At 37.0% G+C, this 22,661-nt stretch carries 18 protein-coding genes; 6 read left to right on the top strand and 12 right to left on the bottom strand.

Features of this window, described 5'->3' with window-relative positions:
- Positions 1-4 precede the first annotated feature (4 nt).
- From E4T88_RS09405 to E4T88_RS09435, 7 genes are all read right to left on the bottom strand, one after another.
- Positions 5-1,486: a TolC family protein gene (locus E4T88_RS09405; protein WP_135105183.1), complete on the bottom strand. Its 1,482-nt coding sequence runs from the start codon at positions 1,484-1,486 to the stop codon at positions 5-7.
- A gap of 21 nt (positions 1,487-1,507) precedes the next feature.
- Complete coding sequence (locus E4T88_RS09410) at positions 1,508-2,764, bottom strand: FtsX-like permease family protein (RefSeq protein ID WP_135105184.1); 1,257 nt, start codon at positions 2,762-2,764, stop codon at positions 1,508-1,510.
- A 4-nt stretch (positions 2,765-2,768) separates the two neighbouring features.
- Positions 2,769-4,028 (bottom strand): ABC transporter permease, encoded by a 1,260-nt coding sequence (locus E4T88_RS09415; protein WP_135105185.1) that lies wholly within the window; start codon positions 4,026-4,028, stop codon positions 2,769-2,771.
- Between the two features lie 26 nt (positions 4,029-4,054).
- Positions 4,055-5,200, bottom strand: coding sequence for an ABC transporter permease (locus E4T88_RS09420; RefSeq protein WP_260393678.1), 1,146 nt, complete (start codon positions 5,198-5,200; stop codon positions 4,055-4,057).
- A 111-nt stretch (positions 5,201-5,311) separates the two neighbouring features.
- Complete coding sequence (locus E4T88_RS09425; RefSeq protein ID WP_135105187.1) at positions 5,312-6,595, bottom strand: ABC transporter permease; 1,284 nt, start codon at positions 6,593-6,595, stop codon at positions 5,312-5,314.
- A 73-nt stretch (positions 6,596-6,668) separates the two neighbouring features.
- Entirely contained in the window at positions 6,669-7,337 is a 669-nt protein-coding gene (locus E4T88_RS09430; RefSeq protein WP_006842871.1) for an ABC transporter ATP-binding protein, read from the bottom strand.
- A gap of 107 nt (positions 7,338-7,444) precedes the next feature.
- A complete protein-coding gene (locus E4T88_RS09435) occupies positions 7,445-8,689 on the bottom strand; it encodes an efflux RND transporter periplasmic adaptor subunit (protein WP_135105188.1) in 1,245 nt (414 codons plus the stop codon).
- Between the two features lie 259 nt (positions 8,690-8,948).
- Between E4T88_RS09435 and E4T88_RS09440 the strand changes: the two genes are divergently transcribed.
- Both E4T88_RS09440 and E4T88_RS09445 read left to right on the top strand, forming a co-directional pair.
- Positions 8,949-10,085, top strand: coding sequence for an AAA family ATPase (locus tag E4T88_RS09440; protein ID WP_135105189.1), 1,137 nt, complete (start codon positions 8,949-8,951; stop codon positions 10,083-10,085).
- The gene (locus E4T88_RS09445) at positions 10,085-10,801 is read left to right on the top strand and encodes a DUF4276 family protein (protein ID WP_135105190.1); all 717 of its coding nucleotides are present in this window, start codon (positions 10,085-10,087) and stop codon (positions 10,799-10,801) included. Before E4T88_RS09440 ends, E4T88_RS09445 begins: the two co-directional genes overlap by 1 nt.
- A gap of 18 nt (positions 10,802-10,819) precedes the next feature.
- Here E4T88_RS09445 and E4T88_RS09450 read toward each other — a convergent pair whose 3' ends face one another.
- On the bottom strand, positions 10,820-11,674 hold the full coding sequence (locus E4T88_RS09450) for a metallophosphoesterase (protein ID WP_260393679.1): 855 nt from the start codon (positions 11,672-11,674) through the stop codon (positions 10,820-10,822).
- Positions 11,664-12,287 (bottom strand): inorganic pyrophosphatase, encoded by a 624-nt coding sequence (locus tag E4T88_RS09455; protein WP_135105191.1) that lies wholly within the window; start codon positions 12,285-12,287, stop codon positions 11,664-11,666. The genes E4T88_RS09450 and E4T88_RS09455 overlap by 11 nt, the downstream gene beginning before the upstream one ends.
- A 574-nt stretch (positions 12,288-12,861) precedes the next feature.
- Here E4T88_RS09455 and E4T88_RS09460 point away from each other — a divergent pair.
- The 4 genes from E4T88_RS09460 (at position 12,862) to E4T88_RS09475 (ending at position 17,013) form a co-directional block, all read left to right on the top strand.
- Entirely contained in the window at positions 12,862-13,311 is a 450-nt protein-coding gene (locus E4T88_RS09460; protein WP_006842865.1) for a deoxycytidylate deaminase, read from the top strand.
- The gene (locus E4T88_RS09465) at positions 13,312-15,033 is read left to right on the top strand and encodes a S41 family peptidase (protein ID WP_135105192.1); all 1,722 of its coding nucleotides are present in this window, start codon (positions 13,312-13,314) and stop codon (positions 15,031-15,033) included. It abuts the gene before it with no gap.
- A 173-nt stretch (positions 15,034-15,206) separates the two neighbouring features.
- Positions 15,207-15,764 (top strand): 5-formyltetrahydrofolate cyclo-ligase, encoded by a 558-nt coding sequence (locus tag E4T88_RS09470; RefSeq protein ID WP_135105193.1) that lies wholly within the window; start codon positions 15,207-15,209, stop codon positions 15,762-15,764.
- 109 nt (positions 15,765-15,873) lie between these two features.
- Entirely contained in the window at positions 15,874-17,013 is a 1,140-nt protein-coding gene (locus E4T88_RS09475; RefSeq protein ID WP_135105194.1) for a hypothetical protein, read from the top strand.
- Positions 17,014-17,070: 57 nt separating this feature from the next.
- Here E4T88_RS09475 and E4T88_RS09480 read toward each other — a convergent pair whose 3' ends face one another.
- From E4T88_RS09480 to E4T88_RS09490, 3 genes are all read right to left on the bottom strand, one after another.
- On the bottom strand, positions 17,071-19,224 hold the full coding sequence (locus E4T88_RS09480; RefSeq protein ID WP_135105195.1) for a S9 family peptidase: 2,154 nt from the start codon (positions 19,222-19,224) through the stop codon (positions 17,071-17,073).
- A 155-nt stretch (positions 19,225-19,379) separates the two neighbouring features.
- Positions 19,380-21,251 (bottom strand): alpha-amylase family glycosyl hydrolase, encoded by a 1,872-nt coding sequence (locus tag E4T88_RS09485; protein ID WP_135105196.1) that lies wholly within the window; start codon positions 21,249-21,251, stop codon positions 19,380-19,382.
- Positions 21,252-21,515: 264 nt separating this feature from the next.
- Positions 21,516-22,661, bottom strand: coding sequence for an ABC transporter substrate-binding protein (locus E4T88_RS09490; protein ID WP_135105197.1), 1,146 nt, complete (start codon positions 22,659-22,661; stop codon positions 21,516-21,518).

Raw genomic sequence — 22,661 nt, forward strand, 5'->3', positions numbered from 1 at the left:
CAAGTTAATCAACAATCTTATTGTAATCAGCGGATATTTCTTTATTATCTAAAAAATCGTACAGGGTCAGACTTCTTATCTGATAATAATATGACCATAGCAGATACATCTGTTCGATATAATTACGTCTGGCTTCATCTTTCGAAGATTGGGAGTCGTTCAGGTTTAATACATCAATTTTACCTAATACAAACGCTTCGATAGACGTATTGTAACGTTGCTGTGCAATTATATCTGTTTCTTTTGCCAGTTCCAATTGCTTCGACTGACTATTAAAGTTCTGTACACGAAGATATACATTTTGATTGAAATCTATCTGCTCTTTTTCTATCTTAGAGTTTTCCACTTCACGATTAGCTTCAGCTATTTTTACTTTTCCTTTGCTTTTGCCCCAATCCAAGATCGGTATTTTGATACCAACATTAACGACTTGGTTGTTTCTCCATTTGTTGCTGTTGAAGGCTTGTGCAAAACGGTCTTCCTGTCCCGACATTCCAAATGAAACAAACAATGTCGCATTCCAACGGTCTGCTTTTGCCTGGCTTACATCGCGAGACGCTTCCAGCATTCTTTTCTGGATATTCTGCGTAAAGGGGTTGTTTTCTCGTGCCAAAGTTACCACCTGCGGATAAGACAAAACCGGCATTCTACTTAGAAGCCCTTCCGGTATAGCGGGCTTAATGATAATGTCTTCTCCATACCCAAGGAAGGAACGCAACTGAAACATTCTTGAACTTAAAGAGGCTTGTGCATCTGTGAGGTATGACTCCGCTTTTAGTAATGAGACTTTCAGTTGCAATAAATCATTCTCTGAAATTTGTCCTATTTTTCTTCTTGCTTCGGCTATCGTATAGAGCTTCTCTGTGTTTTTTAAATTCTGCTGCGCTATTTCCATATTTATTTGCCCTAAGAGCAAATTGAAGTAGTACTGGATTGCGGTATTAGATACATCTTCCATATCGGCGACCAATTGCTGTTTTGCTCCCTGATACTTCACCGGCTCTATTTTTTGTAACCATTTCACACGGTTGAATCCAAAAATAGGTTGTTGGAGTGTTATCGATCCCGGAATTGCCATGTATCTTGTAGAACCGTTGCCTCCGTATTGCTCTAATCTTTGAAAACTGCTTTCTACGGAGAGTGTAGCGCCTGTTAATGGGATATTTTGGGATATGGATATTCCTGCGTCTATTTTACTATAGTCGTTGCTTACAAATGTGTATGTTCCGTCCGAATTCTGAAATGCATTGTATGATTTAGAATAGTAGGGCAGGGTTGTATTTAACGTTACTTCGGGTAACAGTTCGGCTTTATATGTTCTATATCCCCAATAACTTGATTTAAATTGGTTGCGAGCTACAACAGCATCTACCGAGATAGAGACACTTCGTTGAATAGCCTCAGGCAGATTTACTGTAATCGTATCTTGTGCTCGCAAACCTGTAAATAAAGCCAGCAATAGTATAGAAGAAAAAATCTTTTTCATACTCTTTGTTTTGTTTCTGTTTTATTCGTCTCGCAGAGCTTCTGCCGGTTGTATCCTTGATGCCCTCCACGATGGATAAAGTACTGCAGATATTGATATTGTGATCAGGATCAAAGCAGTAAATAAATAATTGATAAAATATTGGCTTATCCGTATAGGCTCTTCTCCTCTATCTATGGACGGTACTCCAATATCTCTTAGTATATCCGCCAAAGCGATGTTTATGCATATCGGTGTGGCTATAAGACTGGCTAATAGCAATAAGAAGAGAGTTTCGAGAATAAATAAAGCTTTTATATTCATTCGGGTTGATCCTACAGCTACTCTTAAGCCAATTTCGTTACGTCGGGTCTGTACCCTAAACCAGAATGTGCCTACTACAGCGAGAAAGATATTTATGAAAAGGAACGATGATATAGAAAAAATACTTTTGAAGTTATTATCGTATTTGTTCCATTTCATAAAGTCTTTTCTAAGGTCACTGATAGATGTCACAGACGATAAAAAATAAGGATCCATCGCAATTTGTTCTTGCATATCTTTTGTAAATCGTTCAATGAAATTTTTATCGGCTTCGGCTTTTACCCGTACACAAATTTCGATTCCGTCAAAATAGACTGTTTCCCTGTCGTTTGTGGATAATAATGTGTAAACTATCGGATTGTGTTCGTCAAACTCACTTCTCTTGGAAGATGCTGCAACACCAATTACTTGTTTGTTTTCATTATCTCCAGTTACGAGTGATTTTATTTGTTTGGCATCGTGCTTCAAAAATTGATTATCTTTATTCCCACTGATAACTATATTATCCGTGTTATTCCAGTTCTCTACTTGTCCTTGTTGCAAGTTGATTTTAAAAACATTAAAATAGTCAGGACTAACCGATTTGAACTGAATGTAATCAACCATCGTATCCAAAGAGGCTTTATTGCTCATAAATGAACCCGAATAAGGAACAGCAGCCGAAGAGAGACTTATATATTCTATATCAGGATATTTCTTTATACGATCTACGATAGTCCATACGATGTTGACTAATGAATCTTTTTGAGCATCCGTTCCATTATTTATAAGTACATGACCTTCTTCTTTTATACCCATATTGATGTTGTAAACGTGTTCTACATTATAGCCTGTTGGCTCTAAGTAACGTTTTGTGAAAAAATAGATGTAATCTACACAAAACCAAAGGATACAAAAGACCAGTACGAGTTCGAATAATATCCAAATGTTGATTTTTCGCTCACTCCATATTATTTTAAAAATTTGCTTTATCATATTGTTACATGTTTTTTTTGTTCAAAGAATCAACTATGGCTGCTTTTGACGCTCTGTATGCCGGTATCCCTGCCGAAAGAAGGTTGAGAACAAAGCATGCTAAGAATACACCTACTAATACAGGGTATGATATTAAAGCATGAATTGGTATAGCACTCTCTGCCCCTACATCTAGTAGCCAGCTTTTAAGCCACATTACAATGAAGTATGACAATATCAATCCTATAATGCCGCCTATGAAAGTTGTAATTAGATTTTCGAACAAAATCTGAATCAGTATTATATATTTTTTTGCTCCGAAAGCTTTTCTTACTCCTATTTCTTCGATTCGTCTTTTTATTTGAGACATACTAAAGCTGGATAAGTTAACTGCCGGAATGAGAAGCAAAACGGTAAAAATGAATATCATTTTTCTATTGGCTGTTTTTTCATCCGGTTTCATATCCCTGGTTTCTTCCATCGAGAGCTGTCTCTGATTGTAAGGACCATGAAACGTTATATTGTTTTCGGGGTCGCCACTATCAAATTTTCGTTGAGCTTTCTGTATTTCCTCCGTTAATGCCGTTGCGTCTTTTTTATCCTTCAATAGGTATAAAATATGATAGCTCCTGTTGTTGTACCCATTCTTCGAGGTATATGGTATATACGCTTCTCCGTATCCGTATGTAAAGGTCTGGGGCACATCTTTTATAATACCGATCACTTTGTATAGGTTAAAGTCTATTTCTATATTTTTGCCTAAAGCTCCATTGTTCCCAAAAACTTTTTTTGCAAGATTTTCTGAAATAACAGCGTTGCGTATGCCTGATTTGAAGTCTTCTTCCGTAAATGGTTTTCCATCCAGAAAAGTAAAGGATAGTACTTTCCAGTAACTAGCGTCTACCATTTTGATCTCCGATAAGAAACGTTCGTTCGCATTCTCCTTTTTTACCATAAACTGATTGCCATTCCATGCCTTGTCAACAGCTGTAGTATATTCGGGCGTTTTAAATTCGGAGAGGTAATTTTTATACAATTCGTAGCTGATTGTACTTTGCCATATCCTGTTTTTAGTTTGATCTTTGCTCTTTTTGGTATAGCGTTTCACATAGAAGGTCTTGCTTCTGTTTACTTCAGGTGCTATATCTACATGCTTAATGGAGTCGGTCACTATGATGACCATAACCATCATTATAGCCAATGCTGTACCTGTGATAGTGATTATGCTGATAAACTTGTTTTGTTTCAGCATTCCCAAAGCCTGTTTGAAATATATTTTATACATATATTATTCTGTTTTATTCAAAATTTTTATTCGTTTCGCAATACTTCTGTCGGATTTATTTTTGTAGCCCTGTATGCCGGATACCATACACCAACAAGAATAATCAGAGCCATAATAGCATAGGTGATCGATATGCCGATTATAAAGCGTAAAAAAGTGAATGCTACCCAATCGAGATGTACAAGTTCAAATAGTCCGAAATTGAGCGCTATGATTATAACAGGTATCATGACTATTGACAATAATAGGAATCCCTCTGTAATCACTAATATTTGTATTTTTATTTTGGGAGAGCCTACAGCAATCCGCAGTCCTAATTCGTTTTGACGTTGCTGTGTACGAAGACCGAATACACCCGATATACCTAGAAAGATATTGATCAATAAAAAAACTAATAAGATGGATCTAACTTTGATCGTGCTTTCCACAGGGATTATTACAGCTTTTCTTGTATATGAAGTTGGTCGAACATCCATCAGGTATATATTACCAATCATCAACTTGGATGCCATATCTTTCATGAAGTTATCAGTGAAACCGTTATCCATATTGGCTTTTACACGTATGCATAGTTCCATTTGGGATAGATTGTCAGGATTTACAGTTTTAATGATCTCCTCTTCTGATAGTAAAATACAGAATGAAAGGTTGGCCTTATAATATTCTGTCCATCTGATTGGGACATATTGTGCTGTTATTTGTTTTTCTAATCCGTTTTCTCCTATTAGTATATTTTTACCAACAGGATCAATATTCTTCACGAGCTCGGTAGCTGTATTTGAAGATATAATCACAGATTTTGCATTAAATGCTTTTTTCAAGTCCTTACCATCGGTAGATTGTGTTTTGAAAACATCAAAGAACGATGGGGTAACTTTATATTCCTGCGCTGATATTCCTGTATTGTTATAGAATAGCTTTTTATAGAAGATCAAACTATATGGTGTTGCCGCATAGGGTTGCGAGGCAACGGAAAGAGATGCCGATTCTATCGCAGGGTGTTGCCTGACAAGCTCCATGATAGATAATAGATCTTCACCGGTAGTTGTAGTCTTTTCTTCGGGAGATATATAATTGTCACTTCCCTGTATACGTTCATTTAGGTCGATACGATATGTGTGCTCTATATTAAATCCTAATGGAATATTTTCTACAGATTTTAGGACTAGCATATAATCCACTATATACCAAAAGCATACCGCAACAAATAGCAATTCGAGTAATATCCAGAAGTTATTTTTACGTTGATTTATTATTATTCTAAATATTTGTTTTAACATGCTTTATTCCTCCTTTAAAGATTCTACTATCGGGGCTGCTGATACTCTCCATGCTGGAATTCCGGCACTCAAGAAATTGATAATAAGGCAAAAGATAAACGTTGTCAGAAATGTGAATGGAGTAATGAATACAGACATATTAAAATCTCCTCTGATATCTAGCCCCAAATAATTATTTTGATTAAAACCAAAATCACTTATGAAATGAACCAAAATAAAGGACAATAGTAGCCCAAGTACTCCACCAATGAGAGAGTATACCATCTGTTCGCTTAATACCTGCCATATGAGATCTTTGTTGGTCGCTCCATATGCTTTTCTGACTCCTAGTTCTGCAATTCTTTTTCTCATTCGAAATAATGTGAGACCAGATAGATTAATTGCGGGTACAGTTAGCAGAATTAATATCAGTCCTATATCCGACAAGTATGAATTTTTCATATCGGGATACCCTGAGCCAAATCGATGATCTTCTACATATCGGGTATCCGGCTGGCCATAGAGTTCTACCTTATAATTGGCTAATGTCGTATTATAGCGACTGATTTGCTGTTCTGTTTCTTTGCGGATGGCATCAAAATCTTTCGAAGAATGCGCTATAATCTGGCATTTATACATCCCTGTTATTCCTTCAGCATCTAGGTTTTGCTCTTTATTTATCGATGTATAAGGTATCCAAGCATGGGCATATGTGGCAACAGTTATCGGCGAAAGATCTTCGACTACTCCTGATACTGTATATGTTATAAAGCTCAATTGCATTTGTTTGCCAATGATATTTTCTGTTGTTCCAAATATCGTACGTGCTAATTGCTTACTGATGACTATTTTTTTGATACCCGATTCTAACTCCTGTTTGTTATATCCGTTTCCTTCTATAAACTTAAAGTCAAAAACTTTCCAGAAAGTATCATCAGTATACAGTACATAACATCTTTTCTGATTTCCTCCTCCCGGTAGAGTGGCCAGATGCGAATGAATAAAGGAAGAAATAGTAACCGCTTCGGGTGTTTTTAGTGACAAGAAACATTCTCTGATTGTTTTTATTGACATGAAGCCATCGACAACGAAATTTCCTGTATTCTTTTCCTTTACTCCAACCCATTTTACATATAACGACCTTGATCGGTTAGTTTCAGGTTCCAGATCCATAACCTTAGCTTGGATGGCAACTAATAACGATATGATCATACAAATAGACAATGAGACACCTATAATGGATATAAGCGCAGTGTAAGGATTGTCCTTTATCGATCTTATAGCTTGTTTCAAATAACTTATATTCATTCTATATTCATCTAACTTTAATGCTTAGGGCGTATACCGCCTATTTTTTTTGAGAAGAAAAAGAGTCGGAGGCTTATTCTACACGTCTTCCGTCGAAGAAACGAACGATGCGTTTAGTCGTTTTTGCTATCAGCTCATCGTGCGTCACCATTACTATTGTTGTACCTTCGTTATTCAACTCAAACAGTAGATCCATAATTTCCGTACCCATCTTGCTGTCAAGGTTTCCGGTAGGCTCATCGGCCAAAATGATTTGAGGATTACCGATAATTGCACGGGCTATGGCTACACGCTGGCACTGTCCTCCGGATAGTTGAGACGGGAAGTGTTTCATACGGTGCGAAAGACCTACTTTCTCCAGCACATGCTTTGCCAATTCGCGGCGGCTAGTGTCTCCAGACTTGCGATAAAGAAGTGGAAGTTCCACATTGTCGAGTACGTTTAGTGAATTTATAAGATGGAAACTTTGAAAAACAAACCCAAGTGTTTTGTTACGGAACTCCGCCATTTCTTTGTCTTTCATCTTGTTTGTTTCTGTACCATTGATGAGTACTTTGCCATTGGTTGCAACATCGAGTAGACCCATGATATTTAGCATAGTACTTTTACCACAACCTGATGGCCCCATAACGGACAGAAAATCCCCTTTTTCGACTTCCAGATTTACATTTTCCAATGCTACTGTTTCTACTTCTTTCGTCCTATAAATTTTTGTAATCCCTTGTAAATTGATTATTGACATAGTGCTGATATTTTATGTATGATTATTTTTTTATTTACTTTTATACTCTTCCTTCAATTAGGAAGAGTATAAAAGATCTCCCTAAAATTATATTACCTATTATAGAATTAATTTATTTTTAATTTTTGCTTGTTCTTGTACTGATTCATATCCGATATAATTACTTGTTCGCCTTTCTCGAGACCGCTTATCACTTCTACATATTCGAAGCTGCTTTCGCCTAGTTTTATTTTTTTCTTTTCCGCTTCTCCGTTTTTCACTACCCACAGTTCATATTCTCCGGCTCCTATATAATACGTCGAATTCGGAATTCGTAATACATCATCCTGTATTCCATGTGTAACATATACATCTGTTTTCAGACCACTTCTGAGACGTGAATTACCCGAGTCTTTTAGCATAACGGTGAAATTAATTACGCCGTTCTTTACCGAAGGGGTTATATTTACCACCGTTCCTTCCAGCTGCAATTGTCCGATTTTTATTATGGCTTTAGCTCCCGAACTGAGTTTCTCGGCATAGCTGTCTGCTATTTCTGCCAATACCTTGAAGTGACTCAGGTCTGAGACAATAGCTATTTGTGCTCCGGCAGAAACTTGCGAACCGATTTGATTATTTACATAGGTAAGCGTTGCTCTCTGAGGCGATAATATACGAGCATCCTTTAAGAGACGGGCACTTTCTGCCAGCGATTTTTCGAATATACTCAGGTCGAGTTGTTGGACTTTGACCTCGGCCGATGCATTTTTCTTTTCATTCACTATTTGTTCTTTTAGTTGCTGGAGCTCAAGCTTTGCTACTTCATAGTTCAATGCTGCTTGGCGTACCTTGTCTGAGGTACTTGCCCCGATGCTATCCAGATATCTTTCGTTTTTAAGCTCAGTTTGTAGTTGTTTGAGCTTCATATCCTTTACCTGTAGTTGCATTTGAAGATCCGAAATAGTATTGTCGAGACTCACTTGAGACTGGATAAGTTTGCTTTTCTTCATTTCTTTTTCGTCCAGTTTCTGTTTGTAGTCTGTTTCTATCGAGGCCAGTTCGAGCTTTAAGATCGGTTCATCTTTGTTTACCGAATCTCCCGCTTCTTTATATACTTCCAGTATCCGGCTATTGATAGGCGATACAATAATTTCTTCGGTCAGAGGAATCACTTTGCCCGATGCATTTACCGTTACTTCGATCGTTCCTCTGTCAACAGTTCCTATAATTACATTTTTCGAAGAAATCGAACCTTGCAGAAAATTTACTACGATAATAACTACTATTGCCAAACCTACTATAATAGCACCATATCGTATGATCTGTTTACGTCTTTCTTTGCGTTGCTCACTTAATGGTATCTCTCTGTCCATTTCTAATGTTTTATTATTCTACCTATTTATATCAAGTCGTATGCCGAAAATGTAAATTGTATATAATCAGTTGTTTATCGTTTTTGTAAATGTCCGATATCGGACGACTTGTTCGGAAGTAGTCATTCTTAAATGTTTGCCTATAAAGAATCAGCTGGTGAATCTGTAATTGAATTCTCCATCGAAGATTATTTACAGAGAGAAAAAAGTGTATATTTGAGGAGGTAAATTTTATACTCTTTGTAAAATATAGACCCAAATGATAATTCGTGCATTAAAATATATTCGTTATGCGGGCGAGCCTCGCGAATGGAGTATCGTGGGCAGTAATGATGATTATGCTTACTTTGATAATCTAAATCTTTTGGTGGGCAAAAACGCATCCGGAAAAAGCCGGACATTAAATCTGATAAGACAAATTGCAAATTTATTTTCGGGACAAATTAGTTTAAAACAAACTGTTAGTCCTAGCGAAAACTTTGAAATCATTTTTACTGAGGGTGAAAACACATATAAGTATATACTTGCCTTCAAAAACAGGACTATCATCACAGAGGTTCTGATGTTTGATGACAAAGTCTTATTAGATAGGGAAAAGAAGATATTCATTGATCTTGAAAATAATAGACTTGATGCGGATGTGTCAGATAATCAACTGGCCATTACTTTGCAAAACAGCGAAGGGAAATCCTATTACGAAAGTTTTGTAGAGTGGGGGAGGTCTCTTCGAAACTATATGTTTGCAAACCAGTTGGAGAAAAAGAAATTGGTGAAGGACTACGTCGGGGAGGAAAACAATAAAGATATTGATGACCCGGAGACTTTGATTCACGCTTTCTACAAGGGGAGAGAGCTGTTCGGTGAAGCCTTTATATCAGAGATTCTGTCGAGCATGCAGGATTTGGGCTATGATATTTCTAAAATCGATATAGAAGAGGTTGACGGACTTTACGGACTATGCGTTGAAGAAGATTGTAAATATACTGTTTCTCAACGTGAAATGTCTCAAGGTATGTATCGGGCTCTGTCTTTATTGATACTGCTGCATTATGCAAAGCTCAAGAATATTTCATTTTGTATGTTGATTGATGATATTGGAGAAGGTCTTGATTTTGAAAGCTCTAAAAAAATAACAGACATTGTTATTAAGAAGGTGAACAAATCCAATATGCAATTCTTTATGACCACAAACGATCGCTATATTATGAACCAAATACCACTTCGCTATTGGTCTGTAATAGGTAGGGATCATAGCAAATCGATATTCTACGATTATACAAATTCGAAAGATACTTTTGAAGACTTTAAATATACGGGACTTAATAACTTCGATTTTTTGGCCACAGACTTTTACCAGAAAGGTTTTGGCATTATGGATGAGGATAATAACGTTTGATGAGACGCATTGCTTTTTTCGTTGAAGGACAGACTGAGCAGATTTTTATAAATCGCTTGATAAAGGAAGTCTTTGGCTATAAACAGATTAATATTATTCAGAAACAATTTCGTGGAGGATCTAATATACCCAAACAAGAGATTGTTCGGAACTCGTCATTTTCTCGAAATCCGAAGTACGAAGTGCTTATTTTTGATTGTGGCTCAGACAACAGGGTAAAATCGGAGATATTAGACAACATTTCTAACCTTCGACAAAGAGGGTATGAAATGATCATCGGTGTCCGTGATCTTTATCCTATACCCATAGATGATTTGGAGAAGCTGGAAAAAGGTTTGCGCTTCTTGCCGAATAAACTGAGAGCAGATGCTCCATATTTTGATATTGTAATTGCAATACACGAAATAGAAGCCTGGTTTATGGCAGAAACGAATCACTTCAAGAGAATAGACAAACGGCTGACAGGACGATTTATAAAAGATAGGCTTGGGTTTGATCCTTATGTCATAAACTCAGAATCGAGAGTCCATCCGGCTAAGGATCTGGATAATATCTACAGGCTTGTAGGCAAGTCGTATACAAAGAAATATAATGCTACTGTGAGAGTTGTAAATAAACTAGACTTTAATCGTCTCAGGCATCAGGTACGTTACGATGTGGGCTCTTTGAACAGGCTTTTAAGTGTGATCGATAACTTCAAAGGAAATAAGAAGTAGGTAGTTTTTACTCTTGTTTTATTTCTGCTCTAGCGTTATTTCTACAATTTCGGGTTGTGCGAAAAATCGGAATGGAAATCCTCCCATACCAACGCCCGAAGTAACATACAATTTTGTTTTACCTTTTTCTTTCCAACCATACCTGTACTTTTGTCCCGTTTGCATATATTCCGGATGATTGGTTGCCGGCATAATGGGAGCATACAATCCAAAAAGTGTTATTTGTCCCCCATGTGTGTGACCCGATAGCATAAGGTCTACAAGGTCTGTGTCTAGCAATTCCATGTAGTCGGGGTTATGAGACAGCAATATGCAGAAGTTGTTTTGCTTCACATCACTAATCGTATTGTCTATAATCTGCACATCTTCCCAAAGATCTCCTACACCTCCGATTTTTATACTGTCATTGCCTTCTTTTATCCAGTATGAGTCATTGTCGCAGATATGAAAGCCACAATTGCTAAAGCCTTGCTGTATTAGCTTGGCATCTTCCCAGTGATCATGGTTGCCCAATACCGTGTATACTCCGTATTTACTTTTTAGCTTTCTTATTTCGTCAAAGAAAGGATGCGAGTATGTTGTGCTCTTTAGTGTGTTATCCCCTCCGATAATCACTATATCGGGGTTTCGTTCATTGATTCTCTCTACCAGACGTGCTACATCTTTGCTTGTAAAGTATTTCCCGGAGTGAATATCTGATACGAAGATTATCTTCTTTCCTACAAAAGCATTGGGGATATCTTTGCTTCGGAATGTCAGTTCTTTCAGCTTTATATTCCGTGCTTCCAGATAACCATATATAAGACAGATACTGGCAACCATTAAGGCTGCCAGCGAAAAATAAGCCAGATATTTCTTCCTCTTATTTGTCACTTCTGTATTTGTTATCGTAGTCTTTTATCGAGCGGCGTATAACCTCGTGTGCTGTTTTTACATCGTATGTGCCTGTAAGAATACACCGAGGAGACTTGTCTCCGGGTAAATCCTTATAGGTGGTAAAGTAGTGTTTCAGACGGTCTATTACCATTGGCGGTACGTCCGATATATCTTTGTATGCACCGTAGATAGCATCATTTTCGAGTACTGCAATAAGCTTATCATCGGCTTTGTTGTGATCTAGTAATCTGAAACCTCCTATCGGTCTGGCTTTCACTATTATATCTCCATGCGTGATATCCTTTTCAGTCAGAACACAAATATCTACAGGGTCGTTATCTCCTTCTATATCAGTTCTTCCCAATTCATTGTTTGTAAGTTCTGCTACAAGGTCGGCACTATATGTTTGAGGGATAAATCCATAGAGGGCAGGAATGATATTTGAGTACTTCTGTGGTCTATCGATGCTAAGGTAACCGGTTTCTTTGTCCACCTCATATTTAACTGTGTCGGTAGGTACTATTTCGATAAAGCATGTTACTACCTGAGGTGCATTGCTTCCGGCATTTATTCCATGCCATGGATGTGCTTTAAATTGATGGTCGTTCATAACAAATCTTAAAAACTTATAATGTATATCCTATTTTTTGCTGCAAATTTAAAGCAATATTTTTGTTTCACCTAAAATACCGACTTTTATAACTCAATACCTTTCGGTTACGAATTTTCAAAATCAAATCACTATCTATAAAAAGGTAACAATATTTACAATATCCTGCTTTGTCGATTATTTTCTGTAACCAATTGATATCTTACGTCTTGATAGATTTTCTGTTTGCAAAAGGTGACAAAAGTAACACCTTTCGAACCTTATTTCACTGTCACTTTATATCTTCCTTTACACTTGGACGGATACTCTGACAAAATATGTTTCTAGGTTTCTTATAATAGCGACGTTTTAGCTCACAATCTATTTCAATTATATCAAAGACCTCTACAAGAGATAATTCTGATGAGAAAAAGCAATGTTGTCGACCTTCTTTTATCTATCATTTATAAATAAAATTTAATATGCCTCCACAATGGCCAAAAAGGTAATTTGTGGATTATATAAAAATTAACTAAATACTTTAAATCGTGAACTTTTCATTATCTTTGTGTTCGAATTTTTAGAACGTAATTTCATGAGCGATGACAAACAAAGGTTGCTCGACGAGCGATACATGAGAATGGCGGCTATTTGGGCCGAAAATTCGTACTGTAAGCGCAGAAAAGTAGGTGCCCTTATTGTAAAAGATAAAATGATTATATCCGATGGGTATAATGGTACTCCTTCAGGATTTGAGAATATTTGCGAAGATGAAAACAACGAAACCAAAGCATATGTTCTGCATGCCGAAGCTAATGCAATCACGAAAGTAGCCTGTTCGCATAACAGTAGTCTTGGGGCTACGATGTATGTGACTACATCGCCTTGCATAGAATGTGCAAAACTTATAATTCAGGCGGGCATAACGCGGGTTGTGTATAATCAGAAATATCGGCGTACAGATGGAGCTTCTCTTCTCGAACGTGCAGGAGTAGAGGTCGTATTTATAGATATAGAAACTAACACAGAGGGATCGGAAGATTAAATGGAAAGCGATAAGAACTTGAACAACAATTGGGAAGGGACAAACAGCAAAATGGCAGAGAATAATAATAGTAGTAAAACTAAAAAAGGAGGAAGGGGTATTTATATCTGGCTTCCGTTGTGCATTGCTGTAAGTGTCGCTGTTGGTATCTTTATAGGAAATGCTTATTCTATATTTGGTTCGGGAAGCGGATTTTTAGGGCGAAAAGGCAATAAGCTCGACGTTGTACTCGACTATATCAATAAGTCTTATGTGGATACGGTAAATGTAGATGCGCTGATCGAGAATGCTATACCAACTGTATTGGCCGGATTAGACCCGCACTCAGATTATATTAGTGCAGATATTATGAACCGCAAAGATGACGAATTGGAAGGTCATTTTAGTGGTATTGGTGTTGAGTTTATTATATTGAATGATACGCTGACAATTGTAAAAGCCATACCGGGCGGACCTTCTGAAGCTGTCGGTATACAGGCCGGAGACAGAGTTGTAACAGTGAATGACTCTCTGTTTGTGGGCAAAGGAATAAATGAAAATAAAGTGTACAGCACACTCAAAGGACCTGAAAAGACCCAAATCAAAATAGGGGTGAAGAGACAAAGTCGTGATGAGTTGATTCCATTTGTAGTAACCAGAGCCTTTGTGCCGGTGAAGAGTGTGGATGCATCGTACAAGCTTGATAATAAGATAGGATATATAAAGGTAAGTAAGTTTGGCAGCACAACATATAACGAATTTATTTCGGCAATAGCTAAATTGAAAAGTCAGGGTTGTGAATCTTTTGTTGTAGACCTCCAACAAAACACAGGAGGATACATGGAAGCTGCCATAATGATGGTGAATGAATTCCTTGCCAATGGAGAGCTGATCTTATATACAGAGGGAAGAGCTTATCCTCGTGAAAATTATTATGCTGATAATTCGGGTACATGCAAGCAAAGCCAGATTGTGGTTCTTCTCGATGAAACAAGTGCATCAGCCAGTGAGATATTTGCCGGAGCTATACAGGATAACGACAGAGGATTGATCGTCGGTCGCCGTTCGTTTGGTAAAGGATTGGTACAGGCTCAATATAAGTTCAACGATGGTTCTGCTATGCGACTCACAATTGCCCGATATCATACACCGTCCGGTAGATGTGTACAAAAGGCATACGAAAAGGGAGACCGCCAGACATATAGTATGGATCTGTACAACAGATATAGCCGAGGAGAATTTGACAATAGAGATAGTATCAAGTTCGATAACTTACCTCTTTTCCATACTCTTTCGGGAAGACCGGTGTATGGTGACGATGGCGTTTTATCCGATGTATTTGTTCCTCGCGATACGACAGGTATCAATTCGTACTACATGCGGGTAGCGAATAAAGGATTACTCAGGGAGTTTAGTTATGTGTACACCGAAAAGAACAGAGATAAACTGAAGAGCTTTAAAACATGGACTGATGCTGCAAAATATTTATCTACACAGCCTATTGTCGATAATTTTGCAGACTATGCCTATACAAAGGGAATCCGTAAACAGCCATATTTGATAGATGAATCGCGCAAGCTTCTTCAAACACAGCTCGAAGCATTTATTATACGCAACTTCTTCAGCGAAGACAATTTCTATGAAATGTTCCAAAGAGATGAGCAGATGATAAAAGAAGCGGTAAGATTGCTTAAGGCTAATAAGGCTACGCCTGATGCCATAAAGAAAGGAGCATATAAATAATGTGGATTGGTTATGATATAATATAAAACAGAAGGATAAAAGTAGAACTCTACTTTTATCCTTTTTTCTTGTATTCGTTCTATTTAAGTAGAAATTAGAAAAAGAAATGTATTTTTGTTGAAGGAATTAATTATACAAACAAAATATCTCCAACGGAACAAAGAAAATAAAGAATGAATATAGCACAGCAAAAAGAAAAACTGAGAAAAGAAATATCCTTGTTAAAGAAACAATATTCAGCTGACGACTTATACAATCGTTCGGAAGAAGTATTATCGGTTTTGGAAATAACAGGAGCATTTCAGCAGGCAAAAACTATATTTATTTATAATAGCATGGGGGATGAAGTACAGACCCTCGATTTTATCAACCGTTGGAGTGCTGAAAAGAATTTCTACTTGCCAGTTGTGGTTAAGGATGATATTGTTTTCAGAAAATATGTTCAGGATACCACTTTGAAGCAATCTTCATATGGTATAATGGAACCATTGGGTGATAATTTTACCGATTATAAAAAGGTGGATTTAATTATTGTTCCCGGTGTAGCCTTCGATCGAAAGATGGGGCGTCTGGGCAGAGGTAGGGGGTATTACGATCGCTTCTTGTCTCTCGTTTCGGCTCCTAAAATGGGTATATGTTTCGAATTTCAGCTTCTGGATACTATTCCTGTTGATACGAATGATATAAAGATGGATTATATTGTCTCTGAAAATGAATTTATTTGGAAATAAAAGAAATATTATTTCAATTAATTATGAGTTTAAAGGGATATATTAAATAAATAAAAAATCCATATATTTGCGTTCTGAAAATAAGTTTATTCTCCATATTATTTAATCTATGTCTATAATCATTAAGGAGGTTAAAGAAGATGATAAAGCTTTGAAAAAAGCATTTATTAAATTTCCTACCGATGTTCTTTATAAAAATTCTCCATATTATGTACCTTCTCTTGTTCTGGATGAACTGGGTACGTTGAATGAAAAAGAGAATCCCGCATTCGATTTTTGTGAAAAACAATTGTTCTTGGCATATAGAGATGGCGAGATCGTTGGCCGTATTGCCGGTATTATAAATCACACAGCGAATGAAATCTGGAATCAAAAAAATGCACGCTTCGGATTTGTTGATTTTATTGACGACAACGAGGTTGTAGATGCTTTGTTCGATGCGGCAGGGAAGTGGGCGAAAGCTAAAGGTATGAATGTTATAGTAGGGCCTATGGGCTTTACCGATTTAGATCACGAAGGCTTGCTGATTGAAGGTTACGACCGAGAGTCGACAATGTCTACAACATATAGTTATCCGTATTACAGAGATCAGATAGAACGCCTCGGATTTGAAAAGGATGCCGACTGGAATGAATATCGGATACCTGTTCCTGATTCTGTTCCTGAAAGACATCAGCGTATCGCTAACATGGTGATGCAGCGATATGGACTGAAGGTACTTAAATTTAAAAGCCTAAAGCAAATAACACCGTACGTAAGTAAAATATTTGAACTGTTGAATGTTGCTTATAAGCCTTTATATGGCTTTGCTCCATTGACACAACGTCAGATAGATTACTATGTGAAAATGTATGTGCCATTGCTTCGCTGGGATCTGGTATCGATAATAATTAAAGAAGATACCGATGAGGTAGTTGGATTTGGTATAGCTATGCCGAGCCTTTCTCGTGGACTTATTAAATCTCGTGGACGATTCCTCCCATTTGGTTGGATAAATCTCTTGAGGGATCTCAAAAGTAAGAAAAATCCTGTCGTAGACCTTCTGCTGATTGGTATCTCGCCCGAATATCAAGGAAAAGGTGTAAATGCTATCATCTTTAACGATTTTATACCATCAGCGCATAAGTGTGGCTTCAAATTTGCGGAATCAAATCCCGAGTTAGAGATGAACAATAAGGTTGCTTCTCTTTGGGACGGATTCAATGCCGAGAATCATAAGAAAAGAAGAGCTTATAAGAAAAATATATAAATAGAAAAAGGAATGCTGATCTCAGCATTCCTTTTTTATATAAATGAAATATCTTATTTACATATTTGTCTTTAGAAACTTAATAACCTTTTCGAATAAATAAGTTCTGTTAGCTGCACCTCGTATCGAGTGGTCTTTATCCGTAAACACAAACATATCGAATTGCTTGTTGGCTTTGACTAATGCAGCAGCATAATCCATCGTATTTTGAAAATGTACATTATCGTCGGCAGAACCGTGTATTAATAATAAATTCCCTTCTAATTTGTTAGCGAGCAAAATCGGAGAGCCTGATTGATATCCGGCTTCATTTTGCTGTGGAGTGCGCATAAAACGTTCTGCATATACAGAGTCATAAAACTTCCAATCGGTAACAGGAGCAATAGCAACTCCCGCTTTGAATACGCCATTCCCCCGGCTCATACTCATCAACACGTTGTATCCACCATAACTCCATCCCCAAATAGCAATTTTACTTCCATCAATATAAGGTAAAGAAGCAAAATGTCTTGCCGCAGCTGCTTGATCATCGGATTCGTAAATACCCAGATTCATATATGTACACTTACGAAAGTCTTCCCCTCTGGCTGCAGTTCCTCGTCCGTCAACACAAGCAACAATAAATCCTTGGGTAGTCAGGTAATCTGTCCAATCAACACCGTACTTATCCGCTACTTGTTGCGAATTAGGTCCACTATACTGAACCATTACCAACGGGTACTTGCGTGATGGATTGAAGTCCACCGGTTTCATTATATATGCATTCAGGTCTTGTCCGTCAGCCGCTTTTACTGTAATAAACTCCTTTTTAGGTAAGTTGAGTCCGGCTAATGTATTTTTCAATTTAGCATTATCTTCCAATACTCGAAGTTCCTTTCCTGTAGCGTCGTGTACGGTAACAATCCGAGGTATTGAGATATTGGTATAACTATTGATGTAATATTTCCCATTTTTGCTAAATGTCGCAGCATTAGTTCCCTGCTTTGCAGATAATTTAGTTTTGATTCCTTTCACCATATCCACTTTGTAGATTGCTCTTTGGAGAGGGCTGTCTTCTGCAGCTTCATAAAAAACAGTTTTAGAAACCGGATCAACAGCCAATAGGCTTGTTACATCATAGTTTCCTGAAGTCAATTTCTTTTGCTGAGCACCATTCTTATCATAAAGATATATATGAGAATATCCATCCTTTTCGCTAACATACACAAACTGATTGCCAAAAAAGTATATATAGTCTAACAATTCAGAGTCTATATATCTGCTGTTTTCTTCATGAAGGATAGAACGGCATACCGATGAGCGTGCATTTGCAAGAAACAGATCAAATTTATTCTGCTCTCTGTTCAATGTCATTATTGCTAAATCATCTCCAGTAGGTAAAAACTGTATACGAGGGATATACTCAATATTATCAGGTATATTCATTTTCCGTATTGTCTTCGAGTCAATATCGAATACGTTACATGTTACTTTCGAATTTTGTTCTCCGGCCTTCGGATACTTGAACGAAAATGAAGTTGGGTAAAGTTTGTTTTCATACATCTGCATCGAATACTCAGGCACATTTGTTTCGTCGAATCTTACAAATGCCAACAAACGCCCGTCTTCAGAAAAATCCATAATACTGGTCGTTGCAAACTCTTCTTCATATACCCAATCTGTTCCGCCATTGATTATTTTACCCAATGCTCCGTCTTTTGTTATCTGAGATTCTGTATCATAATCAAACTTGACAAGCCATATATTGTTGTTGATAACATAAGCCAACATTCTTCCATCTTTAGAAAAAGTCGGTATCGATTGCTTTTCTTTATTTTCAGTCAGTTTTCGAACTAAATTTCGTCTAATATCGTAATAATAGTAATTCGCTTTAAATGAATGACGATAGATCGGTTCGTAATCATTATACACTACCAGGCGTTTCTCATCGGGGCTGATTATAAATCCTTGAAATGAGCTGAACGTACATTCACGTGCCTTATTAACATTAAACAGAGTATCGGTAGGCAAACCTGTTTTGTACGAATACTTGATGATCATCGTATTTTTATTATCTGCCTGAAAATAAGATTCGCCATCGGCTGATGACACAACCGGCTGAACACCTCGAGCAGAGTATTTGCCGGAATTAATATCCATAAGGTCTAAACGTTGCGCACTTGCTGTTGTTAAGAAGAAACAAGCAAGCAGCAATCCTAAAACATTTTTCATATCAATAGCATTTATTTTTGACAAATATATCAATTTTCGATGGGAGTTGTAAATGATATATCGCATTAAATAGAAATAACCTTTGACCAAGGCCAAAGGTTATTGTAAAAACACCTAAAGTAATACGTAGTTTTTAAAGTCCTATTTGTGTTTTTTTATTTGCTTATGTATAACCGGTATTCTCCCGGTTGGAGTGTAATATCTATAGAATTATCAGATACATTTAGCTGGTTACCCGTAAAATAGTCCTCCCATTTACCTGTTTTTCCGAAATTAACTTTTTGAGTTAATTCTGTGACATCGAAGTTAGCTATGGCACAGATAGACTCTGCTGATGATTTTAATAATATTTGTTTATACTGATTTGCTAAATCAATAGTATAGTCAGTCGTATAAAAAGTAGTATTTGTATTGCGAAGTTTATTTATTTTAGCAAACACATCGTAAAGATTCTTTCTTGCAGGTACATCGTAATACTCCCAATGAGGAGGCTTTTCCCCCAAACGGTCATTATTTAATTCCTCATCGTAGCCCAGCTCTCCGAACTGCCAGATCATTTTAGGTCCGGGTAATGACATCAAAATAACTGCTGCCGCTTCTGTTCGTTTTAATCCTGTTGCTAAATTCTTCACATTGTAATCACCATAGCTCTTTCCGTATGAGTTGTTTTTGAACATAATTCTTTCTTCATCATGACTTTCCATGTAAGCGACCAAGTTTGGTTTCGACCATTCTCTTTTCTTATACGAAGCCCATGAAACATCACCTTTCAGACCATTGTCTCCGGATTCAGCCCCCCAACCCATCGTTACCTCATTGAAGTTATAATTCATATTTCCCCAAAGTTTAATTCCATAGTCTGCCAGTATTTTTTCTTCATCATTGGCTGTAAGATGCTCAAAAATGACAATTGCATCAGATTTCCGTTTCCAAATTTCGGAAGCCATCCTTTTAAGTATCGTTATACGACTGTCGTCTTTACTCCATCCATCACCTTTTGTATTGGTAAAACCTTTTGTAAAGTCGAAACGAAATCCATCTACTTTGTATTCTTTCATCCAATATGCACAAACACTGTCTACAAATGCCTGAGTATATTTGCTCTCGTGATTGAAATCATATCCCCAAGAATAACTGGAGTTAGGCGATGTTTTATTGTACCAAGGATTATCGGCTGTAGGGTTTTTATCGCTACCCTGATACATTCTCACCATCGGGCTTTGTCCATAGCTATGATTTAGTACCATATCCATTATCACAGCAATTCCATTAGAGTGGCATGCGTCAATAAATGCTTTATAGTCGTTAGGTGTACCGTATGCTTTGTCTGTAGCAAAATAGAACGACGGGTTATATCCCCAACTATTATTACCTTCAAATTCATTGAACGGCATTAGTTCTACAGCATTTACACCAAGATTTTTAAGGTAGCTTATTTTTTCTTCAACAGCCTTAATCGTTCCCTGCTCTGTAAAATCACGAATAAGTATCTCATAAATAACCATATTATCCGGCTTATCAACCTTAAAAGTATTTACTTTCCAAGAATAAGAAGCCGGAGCAGTATTTACGACCATAGCTATATCGGAAGTCTTTCCCGTAGGGTACTGTATCAAGTTAGGATATACATTATTAGAGATATAACGATCATTATCTGGATCAGAAACTTTAGATGTATAGGGGTCTGCTATCCTTATCGAATTATCTATGAGGTATTGACATATATACTCTTTCCCTTTTTGGAGATTGCCTATTTTTATCCAGAAACGATCCCCGTCTTTTTTCATCTTATAGCTATCCGAAACCGTCCAATTATTGAAGTCTCCGATAAGGTGAACCGTTTGTTTTTTAGGAGCAAAAAGGACAAAAGCCAATGAATCATCGCTGATAACAGTAATACCATCTCTAAGACTGCCTATTGTTGGCGTTACAGGTACTTCGGGTATATCAGGATTGTTGGGACCATTATCACTGCATGATAAAAATATGCATAGTAATAGAGGGGAAAAGAATCTTAATAATTTCATGATACTAATAAGTGTATTAGGTTATTTTGGCACAATAGCCTTCCGTATCACAAATCTATGGCTTTTGATACCACTGTTATTATCCTGAATAAACTTACTTGCATAAAAAAGAATGCAAACGTTTGCATTCTAAACAATTAGTATTCCTCACTATATAAGCATGCTGTTGCGTTCGATTAAATAAGATTATAAGGAGAGTAAATATAGAAAAGGCGCCGGATCAATTAAGATTCCAACGCCTTTTGCTTACCTATATATAAATAATCATTCACTAATCCGTTTATAGTATTTCGGCTTATAGTCAGGGAAGAGATCCGGATGAAATACATAGGCCATATCTTTTAAGATATAGTCGGGATGTATAGGCAAATCTTCGTAATAACTGCTATAAGCGGTGTTGCATCCATATATGTTTTTACTTTTGAATGCTTTAAAGTAGGAATATGGCTTATATTCTTTCTCAAGACTTGTATAAGTCATATCCGATGGGGTATTGTATTTGATAATCCAGATATCAGCCTCTCCAGCCTTGTCAAAAACTATTTCGAAGTTAAGAGGCATATATGATGTTGACTTGTCTTCATTCCATGGATATATTGCTCCAGCATCAGACAACATATTGGACATAAAGCTTCTGCCACCAGGCATATTCCATTTTCCTTGATAAGGTATATCCGGGAGTACCGAAGGTCTCTTAGTTACATTGGCTACGATGTCTTTGACTTCTTTATAATTTTTCTCTGTAATAACAAACAGAGAATCGGCATAGTGTTCTTTTCCTGTGAATAAAGAATAAAAACGAATCCATTCAGCGCGTCCCAGTGGATGAGATTCTGTATAGTCTACAGTTTCGAGTATCGGAATATTTGTTTTCTCCACATTGCCATATGTCCAACCCTGTATTGGCGTCGCAAAAATAGCATCGGGATTCAACATAATTATTTTCTCCACATCGGGCTTGCTAGCCATCCCCAGATTTTCTATTTCGCCGTTTTTTACACGCTGCTGAATTATATCCAATTTTATATACTGAGGCTCGCAAACACCTTTTATAATATCTATTTGCCCCAATTCATTCAAAGATGAACAATGAATAGTAGAATATGTAGCTACATTCTGAAGTGGAATTTTTACAACGACACCCTTCGGCAAATTGGCAGGCAATTCTTTTGTTCGGTCTACAAGCACATAGCTATGTAACAACCGAGTAGTGTCCCACGGGTCACGTACAGTAACAAGGGTATAATCATTATACTTTTTCACTTGAAACCCTTTGGCATAATGGACTGTATAAACAGAGTCCGCCTGTTTATAAAGAGCACTCTCATCTTGTCCGACAGGCTTCTGTTTGTTGCAGCCTGTGAAGACAAGAATAATAGTGAAAAGTAGTGTGATATTGAATGATTTCAT

Source organism: Dysgonomonas mossii, from assembly GCF_004569505.1.
Classification (GTDB): Bacteria; Bacteroidota; Bacteroidia; order Bacteroidales; family Dysgonomonadaceae; genus Dysgonomonas.